This is a genomic window from Paenibacillus sp. 4624, assembly GCF_050435065.1.
Lineage (GTDB): Bacteria > Bacillota > Bacilli > Paenibacillales > Paenibacillaceae > Paenibacillus > Paenibacillus amylolyticus_D.
On the sequence record NZ_JBNDJR010000008.1, the window covers coordinates 322,062 to 338,015 of the forward strand.

Consider the following 15,954-nt stretch of genomic DNA (forward strand, 5'->3'; position numbering starts at 1 on the left):
TGAGCGTTTTTTGTCATGTAATGGTCAGGGTTTGGCTGTGCAGGAAGGTTCGTGATTGTGCTATGATAAAAGATAACTCCCAAAAAAGTATTCTCGGATATGATGTAAATAAAACTTTTTAGGTTAATAAAAGGAATAAGGTGAAGAACAATGACCATGCTAAACTCAGGATCGGTACAACCGATGCCATTATCCCCAACGAATGATCCGTGGGATCCAATTGGGTCTCTGCGTACATATGGCCGGCATGTGCTGACCAGTGTAGAAATGACAGTGACACATCTGTGCAATATGCGATGTGAACATTGTGCCGTAGGGGATATGCTTACGATGCAAGAGGCACCTGCGCTACCACTCTCATTAATGTTGAAACGACTGGATGAGGTGGAGCATCTGCAGACGATCAGTCTGACAGGCGGTGAACCCAGCTTTAGCCAAAAGACAGTAGATGAGATGATCATTCCACTGCTTAAATATGCCAAAGAACGCGGGATTCGCTCCCAGATTAATTCCAATTTGACGCTGGATATCAGCCGTTATGAAAAGCTACTCCCCTACTTGGATGTGATGCACATCTCATTTAATTATTTGAATGCAGATGATTTCCATCAGGTGGGATTCGCCAACAGCGGTAGACAGGTAAAACGTGAAGTCGCCGTGAAAATGTATGAAAAGATGATTGAAAACTCTCGCAAGCTCAGTGAGGCCGGTATGTTTATCTCTGCAGAATCGATGATTAATTATCGAACGCATGATAAGCTGGAGGGCATTCACCAGTTGATTCGGGAAATGGGTTGTGTACGGCACGAAGTGCATCCGATGTACAGCTCTAATTTTGCATCTTCTCTTCCAGTGTTATCACTGGATCACATGAGAGAGGCCATTCATCGGTTGCTTGATGTCCGTGATAAAGACATGTGGATGCTTTTCGGAACACTGCCGTTCTTCGCATGCAGTGCAGCCGAGCAGGATCGTGAACTGATTAATCGCTTGTACAGCGAACCTAATGTAACGGTTCGTAATGATCCGGACGGGCGCAACCGTGTTAACGTCAACATGTTTACCGGCAACGTATACGTGACTGATTTCGCGGATATCCCTGCATTTGGCAACATCCATGACCGAAAGCTGGATGACGTATTCCACGAATGGTCTGCGGAGCATCCGCTCAATCAGACGGTAAACTGCCATTGTGATGCTGCATCCTGTTGCGGGCCAAATCTGCTCGTGGCTGATATGTATTATAAAGGCATGGACTTCAAATCTAGAAAAGCTATTTTACGTTAATATTCCAGGTGCATTCCTGAAATAGACAGAGAAGGGGAGTTACATCTTGGACATTCACACCGAATTTCATCTTGGACAGCTGGTATTTAATTTGGTCTGTGTCTTTTTGCTCGTATTTTTGAATGGCGTATTTGTCGCAGCGGAGTTTTCTCTCGTCAAAGTAAGACAGACACGCCTGACACAATTGCAGAGTGAGGGAAACCGTCTGGCTGGTTATGCGTTGAAGGTGAACGGTAAACTGGATGCCTATCTGTCGGCAACACAGTTTGGAATTACACTGACATCTCTTGGACTCGGATGGTTAGGAGAACCTGCAATCTCCAAACTGCTCGTGGAACCGCTAATGTTTAAGCTGGGCGTTTCCGATACGGGCCTGATTACGACGGTATCGGTCGTTATCGGTTTTTGTATCATTACGTTCTTGCATATCGTACTTGGTGAGCTGGCACCCAAATCATTGGCGATTCAAAAAACAGATGGAGTGGCGTTGCTTTTATCCGCACCGTTACTATTATTTTATAAAATTTTCTTCCCGTTCATCTGGGTTCTTAATGCATCAGCGAATGCTTTATTACGTTTGGCTGGTATTGAACCCGCGAGTGAAAGTGAGGCCCATTCCGAAGATGAGCTTCGCATCCTGATGAAACAGAGTGCCAAAAGCGGGGTCATCGATAAGGATGAGATCAAGCTGATGGATAATATCTTTGATTTCTCAGACATGCTGGCTCGTGAGGTTATGTTGCCTCGTACAGATATGGACTGTCTGTATACCCATCTGTCGCTGGAGGAAAATCTAAAGATCATCAACGCAACGAAGCATTCCCGTTACCCGGTTGCCGTAGAGGATAAGGACGAGATTATCGGATTTATCCATATCACGGACCTGTTGCTGGCGGAACCGGAGCAACAACAGGATCTGGCTTCAATGGTGCGTCCGATTCTGAACGTTCCCGAGTCGATGGAGATCAGCCATGTGTTACGTTTAATGCAGAAAAAGCACTCCCAGATGACGCTTGTAGTCGACGAATATGGGGGGACTGCAGGATTGCTGACGGCTGAAGAGATTTTGGAAGAAATCGTTGGGGATCTGTATGATGAGTTCGAGGATGAGCGGCCACATATGGAACGAATCGGTGAAGCCTTTTCGATCGATGGACGTTCGTTGATCGAGGAAGTGCATGAATGGACCGGAGCGATCATTGAGGATGAAGAGGTAGATACCATTGGCGGCTGGCTATTCAAAGAACTGGAAGGCAGTCCGGCCAAGGGGAAAACACGTGAGCGGAACGGTTATATCTTCGAAGTCGAAGAGTCTACACGTCTACGTATTAACCGGGTCAAAGTGTACAAGCAAGTAAAAGAACAAGATGAAATCTCGGAAGATGAGCAGTGATCTTCTGTTGTCTCAAGATGATGATCGATGTGAACAATAGCGGATAAGCAAGACCTTTAAGTAAGACCTTTGAAGTGGTGTTCTGGCACCCTTTGAAGGTTTTTTTTGCGTGGTAGGAATAAGTAAGCTTGCTCTGCAATGGCAAGATCCTTCTTATAGTTTCTGTAAAAAGTGATTATCTTGATCATCTCGACATATTGTTATAAGGACAGGAAATGATGGGAATGTACTGTATGCCTTGTGAAGCAATGCCGGAATGCATGTAATTGCATGATAAAGGAGGCGTTTCGATTGAAAGATCCTCTGAAAGATCCTCAGGTTCGGGCATATGTTCCTTTTGTGGGTCCATTTGATCCGTGTAAACCTCTAGGTATTCGTACGTATCTGGTTCCACCGCAATTATTTATTCCTTTTCAGCCGATGGGCTGGCCGCAATACAGTCCGGCAGAAGCTTTAAGGCTCGGCACATTGTGGCCAGCGCTGTACAGTCCGTATACCTCGAAAAAAACGAAGGAAAGGGCGGTGGTGAACGATGGAGAAGGAACAGCCGAAAGCCTGTGACGCCCAATATTACGAACTGCTGGAGGAACTACAGGCGCTGGATTTTGTCCTGGTTGAGCTGAATTTGTATTTGGATACACATCCGGGAGATTTTCAAAGTATCGAACAGTATAACAAGTTCAGCCAGGAACGGATGCGCGTTGCGCATGAGTTTCAGCAGTTATATGGTCCGCTGACGAATTTTGGTCATGCCTTTTCCAAATATCCGTGGGAGTGGTCCCAGACCCCTTGGCCTTGGCAAGTATAAAATCGAAGGAGGCGTCCTGTGCATGTGGGTATATGAGAAAAAATTGCAATATCCAGTTCGGGTGAGTAAATGTGATCCGCATATGGCGAAGCTGTTGATGGAACAATATGGCGGTGCAGACGGAGAGCTCGCAGCAGCCTTACGCTATCTGAATCAACGTTATACCATTCCCGACAAAATTATCGGTCTATTGAACGACATTGCGACTGAGGAATTTTCCCACTTAGAGATGATTGCAACGATGATCTACAAACTCACCAAGGATGCTACGATGGAGCAACTGGAGCTGGCCGGGTTGGATGCTCATTATGCGGCACATGATCGCGCTCTCTTTTATAACAACGCTGCGGGAGTACCCTTCACGGCCACCTATATTCAAGCTAAGGGTGATCCGATTATACACTGAGGCACAATAAATCACTTCCAAGTAATATCAATAAATTCCCCATCAGTAACAACAACCTCTTCGATTAATAGGCGAAGAGCATTTTTTGCTTTCAGCCTGTCTTCACCTAAAATATCAGGTAAAAACTCAACAGCTATTTCTTGTACGCTGGCAGCCTCACGCGTTGAGGACTCAAGCTCTTTAATTCGGGCGTTTAATTCTTCCCGATTCTTTCTTATTCGCTCACTTGCAGTTTTCAAATCATCGGCAGAGATCAAATCATTCTCATAAGCTTCGATTTGCTTCTGGATTCTTTTGTCCACTTTGCTGAGCTGATTCTTTAAATCCTGAATTTCTTCAATGGCCGATAATCTAGGAGATATTTTTATATCTAATTCTTTGACAGAGGCAGAAGCCAATCCCTTAACCTGATCAATTATGATAGTTTCTAAATCTTCACGATGTACTGCGTGATATTTGCATCCATATCCTTGAACATAAGACGCACATACATAACGATAGTAGGTATATTCGTTGTATTTATTTTTATTTCTGGCTGTATTGCCTTTCATATTCCTACCGCAATGGCCGCATTTAACTATACCAGTTAGTAGATAGGTTTCACTGTCAGCATGTTTAGACGACCTGGCTCTTGAATACAGTATTTCTTTAACTTTATCAAATATTTCTTCGGAGATGATTGCGGGGTGATTGTTCTCCTTAATAATCCATTCTGATTCATCTCTAAAGGTAGTTTTTACTCCTGAGGTTTCGCGCTTATTATATTCTAGTGTTCCTGTAAGCTTTCGGTTCTTGATGAGTCTTTTCACATTAGTTTGATCCCATTGTTTATTTCTTTTTGTCGTTATTCCTCGATCATTTAATTTTTTTGCTATCATACGAGGGCCATCACCATTTAAAGCTAAATCAAACATATATTTAACTATTTTAGCTTCCTCTTCATTGATAGCATATTTTTTATCTACAATGTCGTAACCGAAACATGGGCCACTAATTGCACGATCTGAATTTTTAGCAATTGACAACATATTATCCTTAACACGCTCTGATGTTCGGTCACGCTCGAACTCGGCGAATGTGCCTAACAAGTTCAATGTCATTCTACCATGAGCAGTTGAGGTATCAAACCGTTCAGTAGACGATATATAACTGCAATCATGTTTAGAGAGCAAATCTACTGTACTTAATAAATCGAGCATATTTCTACAGAACCTGTCAATTTTAGTGGTTAAAACAACTTGAATTTTTCCTTGAGTCACATCGTTTAACATTTTTTTGATAGCAGGACGACGAAGATCCTTAGCACTATAACCATCATCAATGTAGAATTTCGGTTCATTCCATCCCATAGATACGCAATAAGCTTTAAGTCTCTCCATTTGTTCTGTCAAAGAATTCCCCTTGTCAGCTTGTTCATCAGTTGATACACGAATATAGGCAGCGACATTCATTGGTATTCCCCCCTGGTTTAATACTTAATAAGATTCATCTTAAGCTTTCCAACAATCACAACCTCTGCCGGGGGAGCGAAAATTGGAGGGTAGTTGGGGTTTTCAGATTGCAAAACCATCTGATCGCCATTTTTAAATACTCGCTTCAAGACTGCTTCATCGTTAACAAGAACAGCCGCAATTTCTCCGTTTTCTACGTCTGGTTGCTTTCTAATCAGAAGCATGTCTCCATCATTTATTCTAACGCCGCTCATACTATCGCCCTTTGCGTGTAGGAATAAATGTTCACCGCCGGTTACCCACTCTTTAGGTACAGGTTCGTACCCTGATATGTCCTCAAAAGCAACAACACCATTTCCACAACTTATTTTCCCAACTACAGGGATGTAAGAAAAAGAGTCTGGATCAATTCGCGGAAGATCAACTTCCATACTGTCATCAATTAAGTAGTCAAGGCTACACTCAAAAAAGCTCGCTAGCTTTGCTAGAGTTGAACGCTTTGTATTTTCAGTTCCCTTTTTATACATTCCATCAATTGTGGTGTAAGGGATATCCGCTCTTTTGGAAAGTTCATTCTTACTATGTATCCCTTTTTTCTTCATCAATAAATCTATCTTCTCAAGCATATCCACAGTAAATGTGACCTCCGTTTCTTTTACTTCATATGAGCATCATTATAGACGAAATATATTTCCGTTGCAACGTAAAATTTTGCCGAAAAGTGTTGACTTATTACCTTTTGGGGTATAATATTTGCGTTAGTTACCCTGCAACGTAAATCGAGAGGGGGTGATTACGTTGTTTCCAAACTTGCAGGCTGAGATTATACGAAATGGGTTAGTTAAGAAGAAAATGGCGGAGAGAATTGGGGTTTCAGAGCGATCATTAAATAATAAATTGAAAGGCAGAACAGAGTTTACGCGTTCTGAAATGATTGCTATTCGTGAAGAATATTTCCCGGATTCAAGCGCTAATTATCTTTTCTCGTTTGGAGAAGTCCAGCCCCAAAAAAAGGTTTCAAACAAGTAAACAAATGTCAAGTCGGACAAACCTACTTGAATATCATGAACTAAGGGGGGGAGATGATGAGCAAAAAGGAAAAACGGCCAAAGTTACAGGTTGTTGGTCATTATAGGCTGGTTGATGGGGTCAAAGTTAAAATTGATCCCTTTAACACCGATTTACCTGATCGTTGCAAACTCATTGTTTCCGAGATTGTTACTGGTCAAACCTGTTCGTTGGTAAAAATTATTTGAAAACTAAATCCCAGTTACATCGGGTCGTGATTTAGACAAGTATCAGAGCAACATTGTATTGGAACTATGAGAAACGCTGTATTGGAATGTGTGAGAATTGTTTTTGAACGGAGGGCTAAAATGAAACTTCAAATTTTAGTAAATAACTGTTGTGCTTATGTGCATTTGGAGGAATTGATAAGGTTTCGGAAAAGCGGGTTGATCCTTGAAGCTGCTAAAGATTGGTTAGATAAAGAAATTAACGATCTTCAAAAACCAGTTATTGGAGGAACTATGAATGAATCAACCTAAAACTGTCCCAGCTCATCTCATGCAAGATCGTCATTGGCGTGGAACGATTCATATTTTTTTGAAAAATGAAAAGTTAAAATACGCGGCTGCACCTTATGTTGATTTAGAGGAAGGTGTAATTAATTCCGCTGGATTAAAAAAGATTTCTAAACCATGGTCACAATCGGAGAAGTTCATGCTCAATCTGGCTCTGCACCTTCATGGATTATCTGCCAAAATTGATTTGTCGGATATGGATTACTTGGATGCCAACAACAAAGCGATTGCAATTGAAGCAATAAAGTTGCGCTTTAGCATATGAACACAAAAAAAGAAATCATCCGGGTTAGGAGCCGGACGATTTCAGGTGTTGAAAAAAATATTCGTGCTCAGTATAACACATATTCCGCCTTCTGATAAGGGGGCACACGCATGATTGTACTAAAAGGCGATACTGTCAAGCTCTCATCTGGTGAGGTTGGAGAAGTAACCGAAGTTTGGGGAGCGGCTAGAACGTCAATCCGCATTCTTCCGAAAGACTCCAAACCTATTCTCGCTTTTGAATCAGATGTAACTGAGATTGTGAAACGTCCTAAGAAATCACCACGGGAGAGGAGGTGATATGTATGAAAGTGGACATTAACAATCTGGCAGGCGGCGCAATGGCCGAACGGATCAACCGTGAGCTGGCGAAAGTTGCGGAGAACGTAATGGACCCGAACACGAAGGCCGAGGCCGTTCGTACAGTGACCATTACACTCAAGATCAAGCCGAACGAAGCTCGTCAAATGGGTCAAACGGATATCGAGGTTAAATCGTCATTGGCTCCAGCCAAAGGCGTACCGACTCAATTCGTCTTTGACTTTGATAAAGAAGGCAAAGCCGTCATGAAGGAATTAAACCTGAGTAACGATAAAAACCAGATGGCAATGAACGATGCAGGCGATGTCGTTGACGGAACAGGGACAAGCCCTAATCCAAAAGTAGTTGGACTGTACAAGTGATCTATGAAAATTGAATAGCGGAGGATGTTACATGATCAGAGAAGCCATTGATAAAATTTTGAGTTTAGCCGGAGTTCAGACAGAGAAGATCGGAGATCAGGTTTTTACCAGCTCTGACTTGCGTCGTGTAAGCGAAGCGACTACCGAAACAATGAAGGTTCGAAATCTTCAAGGTATTGTGGACTATATCGATAGTAATTTCGACGATAAATTCCCGGTGATTGTGCATATCCAGTCACCTACGCAAGTCAGCGTAGTCACAGGGTATAACCGTGATCTGCAACGGAATTTACTTCTTGAGGCAAATGCCTTGTTGCCGGATATTAGCTACGGTCGGTATTACGATGTTGAGAGCTTCAACATTCTGCTTCAAAGCTGTTTTGTACCTACAACCGCACGAGACGCGATGTTGGCAATTGTAGGTAATGTAAAGGACGAGCAGGTAACTAGCTATGGTGACAATGGGACAAGCCAACAGGTTACGGCTAAAACAGGTGTCGCTACATTTGAGAATGTTCAGCTACCAAACCCGGTTCACCTGAAACCATTCCGTACCTTCGTGGAGGTTCCGCAACCCGAATCAGCTTTTGTATTCCGCATGAAAGATGGGCCATCTGCTGCACTCTTTGAGGCAGATGGTGGCGAATGGAAACTGCGCGCAATAGCTGATATCAAACTTTACTTGGACGAACGTCTTGAAGATTTGATTAAAGAAGGCAAGGTTGTAATTATCGGTTAGGTTTTTCATAACACATATGCCGGGAGGACAAGCCTCCCGGTTATTCATAGGAGGAATGGCAGTGATCCAGCAAGCATTGCAAAAGCTACAAAAGGAAATGGGCGAGAATGCAAAAGACGATTATGTTCAGCATGTCGGTTCTTTTTTAACTAGTTATGTAAGAAGTCACCCGGAACATGCGGCCTTTGTACTGACGGACGGGAAGAACATTGCAGGAAGTTTAAACGCTATGAAGGAAGAAGCGAAAAAGAAGCAGTCTAATGGTGTTGGTGTCCTCACAGATCAGCAAGGTTTTGAAATTGCGTTGAAGTATTTCGGTGTTCCTGTACAAGAAGAAAAATCAAACGAGGCTCCTTCGATTTTAAATGCCTCGCTAGACGATTTGCTTTAAAACGGAGGGGACGTTATGGATTATTCAGAATTTGAATTACATTTCCCGTCTAAAATTAGCGCTGCCCTTGAAAAATATGTGACCAACACTGTATTGCTACGGAGTAGATATTTATTTTATAAAACAGTCGCTGGTGTACAACAAGCTTATTGCACACACTGCAATAAGACACATAACTCCAAGAAAAAGTTGGAACACAAGCTGAAAGAGGTTGTCTGTCCTCATTGTAAATCCAAGTGCGAGGCAAGAGCAGCGGGGATGAGCCGGAAGTACATGGAAGACAAAGCTGTTCTTGTCTGGTATGAGAAATCCCTCATAAATCCGCAAGCAATTACGGCCAGAGTCATTTCCGTTTATCGTTCATATGGAGAGGACTTTAGAAATGTAACGACCATGTATAACTGTTCTGACATGTACTTGTTTGAACCAGGACGAAGCACTTTTTATACAGGTGCACAGAGGAAAGCCAAAACGGTTTACTCGGCTTTCGAAATAAGCTTTGGGAATGGATCATGGAGAAAGTACATGTCCGAAAGCAACATACGGAAGGCGGTCAAAGGAACTTTTTTTCAATATTCCACTTGGGAAAAGTATGTCAAACGTGGTTATTACAATGCCACCGACATGACTGATTTCTTCGATTTAGCAGCACGATATCCTTGCATCGAATACTTAACCAAATCAGGATTCGGAAATATGATTTGGGCGAAACTCAAGGGTGAATCAACGCATGGAGCAATTAACTGGCGCGGTTCTTCTCTTCTCAAGGTGTTACGTCTCAGCAAGTCGGAACTCAAAGAGATTAAAACGAACGATTTGTCGATGTCTCCAAATCAGCTTCGATTTTATCAACTTAACAGAGATAAGGGAGTAACCCTCAGTCAAGCATGCATTCTAGCAGACGTTCGGAACGGGATATCCCAAACATATTATCAGCAAGCTTTGAAACTTGCTCCAGAACATATTGTTATCAAGTACCTTCTTAAGCAGCTAAGAAAGGATCGTTATTCCAAAATGGGAGTTTATTCAGTCCTATCTGACTGGCGAGATTATAGAAAACAATGTAACGAACTTGGAATGGACTTGAAGGAAGAACGATATCTGTTCCCTAACGATCTACACGAAGCTCATATGAAAACAACAAAGAAAATTAAGATTATAGAAAACAAAGAGTTGGACGAATTGATCAAGTCAAGGCTCCCTTCCCTGCAAGAGCTTACTTTCATGTGGAAGGATTTAATGATACGACCAGCGGAATCATCATTCGATCTTTTTGAAGAAGGAAAATCTTTAATTCATTGTGTCGGTGGTTACGCCGAGAGATACGCCAAAGGTGAATCAGATATTTTTCTTATTCGGAAGATTGAACTGCCTGAAAAACCTTTTTACACGGTTGAGATCAAAAAGAAACAAATTGTTCAGTGTAGAGGATGGGATAACGATCCTATGACTGATGAAGTAAGAGATTTTATCGATCACTACAAACGTTCGGTGTTAGCTAAGAAAAAAAAGAGTAGAAAGGAAGTTGTTGCGATATGACAACCCGTAAAAGCACGAAAAAAGAAGAGGTTGTAAGCGAGATCGTGCCAGCAAAGGAAGCAATCATTTCAAACCGAACAGCAGAAATCATCGCTGCTGAGATTCGTAGTATCGATCAGCAAGCCCGTCAGTATGTTTTACAGTCAGCAATCGAGATCGGCCAGAGGTTGACCGAAGCGAAGGAACTGGTTGCGCACGGAGAATGGGGAACGTGGCTGAAAGAGCATGTGAATTACAGTCAATCATCGGCCAATAACTTCATGAAAATATCTGTGGAATATGCTAATTCTCAAACGCTAAGTACTTTGTCATACAGTCAGGCGGTTGCTCTGCTCTCTGTTCCTGCGGAAGAACGGGAGTCATTCGTGGAAGAAAACAATGCTGCTGAAATGTCAGCTCGTGAACTTCAAGCGGCCATCAAAGAGAAGAAGGAAGCGGAACGCCTGCTTGCCGAGGAACAAGAACGTGCAAAGCTTCATGAGGTTGCTAGGTTAGAGGAAGAGCGTCAGCGTGAAATCCTTCGTGTTGAGTATCAGAAATTGCTCGAAGAACGTCAGAAACTGGAGAATGATTTAGCCACCGCTCAGGAAGAAGCGAAAAAGCCAGGAAAGGCAACAGGCACGGATGCAAAGACCAAGACAGAACTTCGCAAGGCGGAAAAAGCTCTCTCGGAATCACAGCAGCGAGTAGCGACGATGGAAGCCGAAATGAAAGCAAAGGAAGAAGAGGTTGCGGCCAAGGTCAACGCAGCGATTAAGGAAAGAGAACAGGAGCTGGCAGAGCAGGCACGTAAACGTGAAGAGGACTCAGCAAAACAAGTCGCCGAACTGCAAGAGCAGTTGCGCAAAAACAACAATACGGCCGCGATCAAGGTCAAGGTACACTTCGAATCGCTACTCAGTAATTTCAATAGCTTAATAGGATCGGTTTTTGAATTAGAGAACGAGGAACAGAAGAAAGCCATTTCAGAGCGTATTTCCAAGCTGTGCGATGAGATGAAATCGAAGTTGTGATGAAAGATGTTCTTCTTTTTCTTTGAAATCAAGCGCGGCACGGTCTGTCGTGTGATCAGTGGACGAGACGAAGGGAAACTTGTCGTAGCCCATCAGGTTCATTTCGAAATGCTTTGGTGCTATGAGAATAAGCCAGTTAAATATCGAATCAATCGCAAAGGAGAACAAGTCATAGAGTTTGATCCGGCGTGCGTAACAATGCCTTACTCTCCTGATGAACTTGAGGTTACAAATGAAATTCCACTCCAGGATGGTGGATGGGGATTAACCTACCGCCGTTCTCGGATGTGGCTATAGTCTACCAATTCCGAAGATAGGATGATGCTCATATGGAAACGCCTAAAGGATACGATGTTTTTCGTTTAGTAGACGGAACAGAAGTGTTACGTTCTCCAGAAGATCGAGTGTTGTTCCAGCGGATCAGCAGCGAGGGTATGCCTCTCACAGTTGATGCAGAGACGATCATTGACGATGTTCTTGATACGTTGAAGGAAACAAATTCTCAGATTGAACTTCTTTCAGACTCACTTAATCGAATTGAGCAACTTTTAACAGATGATTTATCATCAAATGCCCAAGCGATTAATCACTTAATATTTGAAACACGATTGAAAGTATCCGAAGGCCCAGTGAAACAAGATGCCCTGAAAAACGAATTGGAAGAAATGAGACAGATCACATCAAAATTGTTGACCTATGGAAAGCCAAGATCAATTTTTGAATGGCATGAGGATGACGGTGACGTACTTTGGTGGCAAATGCCTGTAAATGAGCCTCCTTATTGTGGAACACCATTAGATTTGGATTGGCCCGGATATCATACGTACTGGACACCATTAATTGTACCTATTGACTAAGGAGGGGCATTGTTATGATCCGAATATCTGATAAAGCTCAGATGATGATCGAAAATGCTCTTTACCGTGTAATACGATACGGCAGCCGGATCAAGCACTTGAAAATGGTCGTTTCTCCTTCGTCTCCATTGGGAGTGACGAAGGAAATACAGACTAAATTCGGCCCCTTACGGATCGAATCAGATCCATTTGTACCACTAGGAAAATCATACATCATAGAAGACCCATGGCGAAAGCGTAGAGGATTTGCTTGGGTCAGTGAGTATAAGCAAGGAAAAGGTGAAAAGTCATGAACTACATTGCAGAAATGACAGCCTTCACAGATTGGCTCGAAACAAACCCATTGGAGCCATCCGCACAAACTTTGTGGTTTCACCTATTGGTGATAGCAAATAAGAGCGGATGCCCAGAGTGGTTTACTGTAGCAAATCTGACACTGATGGCTAAGACAGGCGTTTCTGAAAAGTCACTAATTAAGCATCGAAACGCACTCATCCAAAAAGGACGACTTATATATAAGAATCAAGGCAAGCAACAAGCTGGGAAATATCAATTAGTGCACCTTACTGTAAATAATACAGTAAAAGGTGCGGTAAAAGAGGGAGTAAAAGGTGCAGTAAATGACGGAGTAAAGGGTTCAGGATTATCTAAAGATATTAATTCTTCTGCTTCTACTACTTCTGAGTACGAATCATTTTATACAGCTCACAAGCGAGTGTTTGGCGTTGAATGTAACCCACTTCAAGCACAACAGCTTGGAGATTACATTGACAATGACGGCATGGCAGAAGAGGTTGTTGTACGAGCCATTGAACGTGCAGGAATGGCATCCAAAGGTTATAACTTCAAGCTTATTACCAAGATTTTAAACGATTATTTTGTCGGTGGTGTCCGCACGTTGGAACAGGCAATTGCAATAGATCGGGATTTCGATAATCGGAAGAGTAAAACGAGAACAAAGCCTGACACAAAGGTGAGCTTTGCTGAAATGGCGGAAGGGATGGAAGAATGAAAATCAGCGAAGTTGGTATGTTATTCGACAAAATCATAGAGTTTTACCCGGCCTTTACAGGCAATCCTTCGAAGCTCCAGAGCTGGAATGAAGCTCTGAAAGATATCTCGTTTCAACTTGCTCAAAATAATCTGAAAGCATACGCTGCCGATCCAGACAACAAGTATCCGCCACATCCAGGAGCATTAGCAAAAAGGCCAGTTACCACGGAAAGTGATCGTTACCATTCAGGGCTTAAACAGTCTGGCCAACGGATACTTGAAGAGAACAAACAACTTAGCAAAGACGCAGTTGGCCCGTCAGCAGAACAGCGCAGAAAGGTACGTGATTTGCTTGAAAAACGAAATGGAACTACCTCATAACCTACAAGCAGAACAGGCGGTACTTGGTGCGATATTGCTTGATTCATCTTCCTACTTGAACGTGGCAGAAGTGTTGTCGCCAGACCATTTTTACGCGAGTCAACATGAGAAGGCGTATAAAACGATTAAGGAATTGTCCGATGAAGGGAAAACAATCGACCTTGTAACCGTGACTGCAAAGTTACAAGAAAAAGGGGAATTGGAGAGTGTCGGAGGCGTAACCTATCTTGCAAAGCTGTCGAGAAGCGTTCCAACGGCAGCGGACATAACGCACCATGCGGAAATTATGCATGACAGATACTTGCATAGGACAACCATCCTATCGCTGGAGGAACAACTTCGTAATGCTTGGAAATCTGACAATGGCATGATGGCTTTATCCGCTGTCCAAACGGCAGCTACCAATCTATCGGATAAAGCTGTGAAAGGTAAAGAGTTTCGGACAGCTCGTGAAGTTTTCATGGAAGCCTTCGACATTATGGAACAGCGATTTGCGAACTCAGGTGACGAAGTAACGGGTATACGATCAGGATACATTGATCTGGATAGAATGACATCCGGCTTTCAAAATAGCGACTTAATCATTGTGGCCGCGCGTCCATCGGTTGGTAAGACGGCTTTTGCACTAAACATTGCTCAACATGCAGCAAACGAAGGGAAGAAGAAGGTGGCCGTGTTCAGCTTAGAAATGTCTTCTTCTCAGCTCGCACTTCGTATGATCAGTGCAGAGGAAAATGTAGATGCAAACCGTATCCGAACAGGATTCCTTCGCGCAGAGGATTGGGATAAGGCCACAAGAGCGATAGGGGTTTTAGGAGAAACGAACTTATTCATTGATGATTCTGCTTCGCTAACGGCCCAAGGCATCATCAACAAATGTAGAAGACTCAAACAAAAGTTTGGCTTGGACATGGTTGTGATTGATTATCTTCAATTGATCAGTGGGGATAAAGGGAAGGAAAATCGACAGCAAGAGGTAACCGACATTTCACGCAAGTTGAAGCAATTAGCGCGCGAGCTGCACATTCCAGTCATTGCTTTGTCTCAGCTTAACCGGGGAGTGGAGCAACGCCAAGACAAACGGCCGATGATGTCAGATTTGAGGGAATCAGGAGCGATTGAACAGGATGCCGACATCGTTGCATTTTTGCACCGTGAAGATTACTACGATGCCGAGACTGAGAAAAAGAACATTATAGAAGTCATTATTGCCAAGCAGCGCAATGGCCCTGTCGGAACAGTGGAACTGGTCTTCCTGAAACAGTTCAACAAATTTGCTAATTATGAAAGAACTCCACAAGCACTTACTACAAATTACAAGCAAGACATACCAGATATGTACAGACAGGGGTGATCAAATGAAAGAATATATGGGTAAGCTGTACGATTTAGGCGAAACAACTCCAAAGAGTTGCCGCAGGGCGATTCGAATTGCCAGACGTTTGTACAAGCGTGCTGACGCTGATGATAAAAAAATCATCTCTGACATCATCAGCGAGTGTGAATTTGTTGAAGAGTGGCTTTCAACAGGAAGAAGACCAGGAAACAAGCGTGGTGTTGAGCGGCTTGCCGCTTATCAACGAGAAGTGCTTGTTGATCCACTTAAAATGCAGGCTTACGTCAGTAATTCCAAAGCGGGCAGCCCAAGCAACTTAACGGACTGGCAAAGGTTTCAGATAGAAGATGCACTGTCCCGTTTGAGTGATCGGGAACGTGAGTGTTATGTACTGGCACATGGGGAATGTTTTTCTCACAGCACCATAGCCGACATGCTATACATAACGAAAGATTCCGTTACCGAATACATTGACCGCGCACAAAAGAAAATATCAAAAGATTTGGAGAGCAGCCTGTTTTTGATCCGATAGCCGCTAAAAGCGGTGAAATTTGTCCCGCGAAAGCCACCTATAGGTAAGAACTATAAAAAAGGAGTTGTTAATAGTTTGGAACAATCACGCAAAAGGGCATCGACAATCGATGTCCTTTTTGTTGTACCAGTCGGGAGGTAATCCTATGGCGATCAAAGCAGTGAAGCGTCCTCCACCTATTCCAGTGAAGTCAGAATTGCAACCAGATAAGTGCCGTGGGTGTGTGTGGGGTACGTGGACAGGGAATGTTCAATTGTGTTTGACACCTGAATGCAGGAAGTAGTTTGGCTAGGGAGGT

24 protein-coding genes and 1 pseudogene are annotated in these 15,954 nt (G+C 43.1%); 23 read left to right on the forward strand and 2 right to left on the reverse strand.

What is annotated here, in order from left to right; all coding sequences use genetic code 11:
* Positions 1-150: 150 nt before the first annotated feature.
* From yfkAB to ABIE27_RS19855, 5 genes and pseudogenes are all read left to right on the forward strand, one after another.
* The gene (gene yfkAB / locus ABIE27_RS19835) at positions 151-1,287 is read left to right on the forward strand and encodes a radical SAM/CxCxxxxC motif protein YfkAB (protein ID WP_429351275.1); all 1,137 of its coding nucleotides are present in this window, start codon (positions 151-153) and stop codon (positions 1,285-1,287) included.
* Between the two features lie 46 nt (positions 1,288-1,333).
* Positions 1,334-2,680 carry a hemolysin family protein gene (locus tag ABIE27_RS19840; protein WP_123064983.1) on the forward strand — a complete coding sequence of 449 codons (1,347 nt, stop codon included), beginning with the start codon at positions 1,334-1,336 and terminating at the stop codon, positions 2,678-2,680.
* A 270-nt stretch (positions 2,681-2,950) separates the two neighbouring features.
* Complete coding sequence (locus ABIE27_RS19845) at positions 2,951-3,241, forward strand: spore coat associated protein CotJA (protein ID WP_090920510.1); 291 nt, start codon at positions 2,951-2,953, stop codon at positions 3,239-3,241.
* The gene (locus ABIE27_RS19850) at positions 3,213-3,488 is read left to right on the forward strand and encodes a spore coat protein CotJB (protein WP_123064982.1); all 276 of its coding nucleotides are present in this window, start codon (positions 3,213-3,215) and stop codon (positions 3,486-3,488) included. Before ABIE27_RS19845 ends, ABIE27_RS19850 begins: the two co-directional genes overlap by 29 nt.
* Before the next feature lie 22 nt (positions 3,489-3,510).
* Positions 3,511-3,885, forward strand: a pseudogene (locus tag ABIE27_RS19855) (manganese catalase family protein); the annotation flags it as partial.
* A 20-nt stretch (positions 3,886-3,905) separates the two neighbouring features.
* On the opposite strand, the gene ABIE27_RS19860 reads toward ABIE27_RS19855, so the two are convergent.
* Both ABIE27_RS19860 and ABIE27_RS19865 read right to left on the reverse strand, forming a co-directional pair.
* Positions 3,906-5,345 carry a recombinase family protein gene (locus ABIE27_RS19860; protein WP_429351276.1) on the reverse strand — a complete coding sequence of 480 codons (1,440 nt, stop codon included), beginning with the start codon at positions 5,343-5,345 and terminating at the stop codon, positions 3,906-3,908.
* Positions 5,346-5,362: 17 nt separating this feature from the next.
* Positions 5,363-5,971: a LexA family protein gene (locus ABIE27_RS19865; RefSeq protein ID WP_429351333.1), complete on the reverse strand. Its 609-nt coding sequence runs from the start codon at positions 5,969-5,971 to the stop codon at positions 5,363-5,365.
* A gap of 172 nt (positions 5,972-6,143) precedes the next feature.
* Here ABIE27_RS19865 and ABIE27_RS19870 point away from each other — a divergent pair, with 172 nt between their 5' ends.
* From ABIE27_RS19870 to ABIE27_RS19955, 18 genes are all read left to right on the forward strand, one after another.
* Positions 6,144-6,374 (forward strand): hypothetical protein, encoded by a 231-nt coding sequence (locus ABIE27_RS19870; protein WP_429351277.1) that lies wholly within the window; start codon positions 6,144-6,146, stop codon positions 6,372-6,374.
* 56 nt (positions 6,375-6,430) lie between these two features.
* Entirely contained in the window at positions 6,431-6,601 is a 171-nt protein-coding gene (locus ABIE27_RS19875) for a hypothetical protein (protein ID WP_429351278.1), read from the forward strand.
* A gap of 120 nt (positions 6,602-6,721) precedes the next feature.
* Entirely contained in the window at positions 6,722-6,892 is a 171-nt protein-coding gene (locus ABIE27_RS19880) for a hypothetical protein (protein WP_429351279.1), read from the forward strand.
* Positions 6,879-7,193 carry a hypothetical protein gene (locus ABIE27_RS19885; protein ID WP_429351280.1) on the forward strand — a complete coding sequence of 105 codons (315 nt, stop codon included), beginning with the start codon at positions 6,879-6,881 and terminating at the stop codon, positions 7,191-7,193. Before ABIE27_RS19880 ends, ABIE27_RS19885 begins: the two co-directional genes overlap by 14 nt.
* 110 nt (positions 7,194-7,303) lie before the next feature.
* On the forward strand, positions 7,304-7,492 hold the full coding sequence (locus ABIE27_RS19890) for a hypothetical protein (RefSeq protein ID WP_429351281.1): 189 nt from the start codon (positions 7,304-7,306) through the stop codon (positions 7,490-7,492).
* 5 nt (positions 7,493-7,497) lie between these two features.
* Positions 7,498-7,875, forward strand: a complete 378-nt coding sequence (locus ABIE27_RS19895; RefSeq protein WP_429351282.1) for a replication terminator protein — start codon at positions 7,498-7,500, stop codon at positions 7,873-7,875.
* Between the two features lie 31 nt (positions 7,876-7,906).
* Positions 7,907-8,614: a hypothetical protein gene (locus tag ABIE27_RS19900; protein WP_429351283.1), complete on the forward strand. Its 708-nt coding sequence runs from the start codon at positions 7,907-7,909 to the stop codon at positions 8,612-8,614.
* A gap of 61 nt (positions 8,615-8,675) precedes the next feature.
* On the forward strand, positions 8,676-9,005 hold the full coding sequence (locus ABIE27_RS19905; RefSeq protein WP_429351284.1) for a hypothetical protein: 330 nt from the start codon (positions 8,676-8,678) through the stop codon (positions 9,003-9,005).
* Positions 9,006-9,020: 15 nt separating this feature from the next.
* Positions 9,021-10,544: a PcfJ domain-containing protein gene (locus ABIE27_RS19910; RefSeq protein ID WP_429351285.1), complete on the forward strand. Its 1,524-nt coding sequence runs from the start codon at positions 9,021-9,023 to the stop codon at positions 10,542-10,544.
* Complete coding sequence (locus ABIE27_RS19915; RefSeq protein ID WP_429351286.1) at positions 10,541-11,557, forward strand: DUF3102 domain-containing protein; 1,017 nt, start codon at positions 10,541-10,543, stop codon at positions 11,555-11,557. Before ABIE27_RS19910 ends, ABIE27_RS19915 begins: the two co-directional genes overlap by 4 nt.
* 6 nt (positions 11,558-11,563) lie before the next feature.
* Positions 11,564-11,854 (forward strand): hypothetical protein, encoded by a 291-nt coding sequence (locus ABIE27_RS19920; RefSeq protein WP_429351287.1) that lies wholly within the window; start codon positions 11,564-11,566, stop codon positions 11,852-11,854.
* A 32-nt stretch (positions 11,855-11,886) separates the two neighbouring features.
* Complete coding sequence (locus ABIE27_RS19925; RefSeq protein WP_429351288.1) at positions 11,887-12,414, forward strand: hypothetical protein; 528 nt, start codon at positions 11,887-11,889, stop codon at positions 12,412-12,414.
* Positions 12,415-12,428: 14 nt separating this feature from the next.
* A complete protein-coding gene (locus tag ABIE27_RS19930; RefSeq protein WP_429351289.1) occupies positions 12,429-12,707 on the forward strand; it encodes a hypothetical protein in 279 nt (92 codons plus the stop codon).
* Positions 12,704-13,426, forward strand: coding sequence for a DnaD domain protein (locus ABIE27_RS19935; protein WP_429351290.1), 723 nt, complete (start codon positions 12,704-12,706; stop codon positions 13,424-13,426). Before ABIE27_RS19930 ends, ABIE27_RS19935 begins: the two co-directional genes overlap by 4 nt.
* A complete protein-coding gene (locus ABIE27_RS19940; RefSeq protein ID WP_429351291.1) occupies positions 13,423-13,788 on the forward strand; it encodes a hypothetical protein in 366 nt (121 codons plus the stop codon). Before ABIE27_RS19935 ends, ABIE27_RS19940 begins: the two co-directional genes overlap by 4 nt.
* The gene (dnaB, locus tag ABIE27_RS19945) at positions 13,772-15,142 is read left to right on the forward strand and encodes a replicative DNA helicase (protein ID WP_429351292.1); all 1,371 of its coding nucleotides are present in this window, start codon (positions 13,772-13,774) and stop codon (positions 15,140-15,142) included. Before ABIE27_RS19940 ends, dnaB begins: the two co-directional genes overlap by 17 nt.
* A 4-nt stretch (positions 15,143-15,146) precedes the next feature.
* Positions 15,147-15,656, forward strand: a complete 510-nt coding sequence (locus ABIE27_RS19950; protein ID WP_429351293.1) for a sigma factor-like helix-turn-helix DNA-binding protein — start codon at positions 15,147-15,149, stop codon at positions 15,654-15,656.
* 145 nt (positions 15,657-15,801) lie between these two features.
* Entirely contained in the window at positions 15,802-15,939 is a 138-nt protein-coding gene (locus ABIE27_RS19955) for a hypothetical protein (protein ID WP_247901735.1), read from the forward strand.
* Positions 15,940-15,954 lie beyond the last annotated feature (15 nt).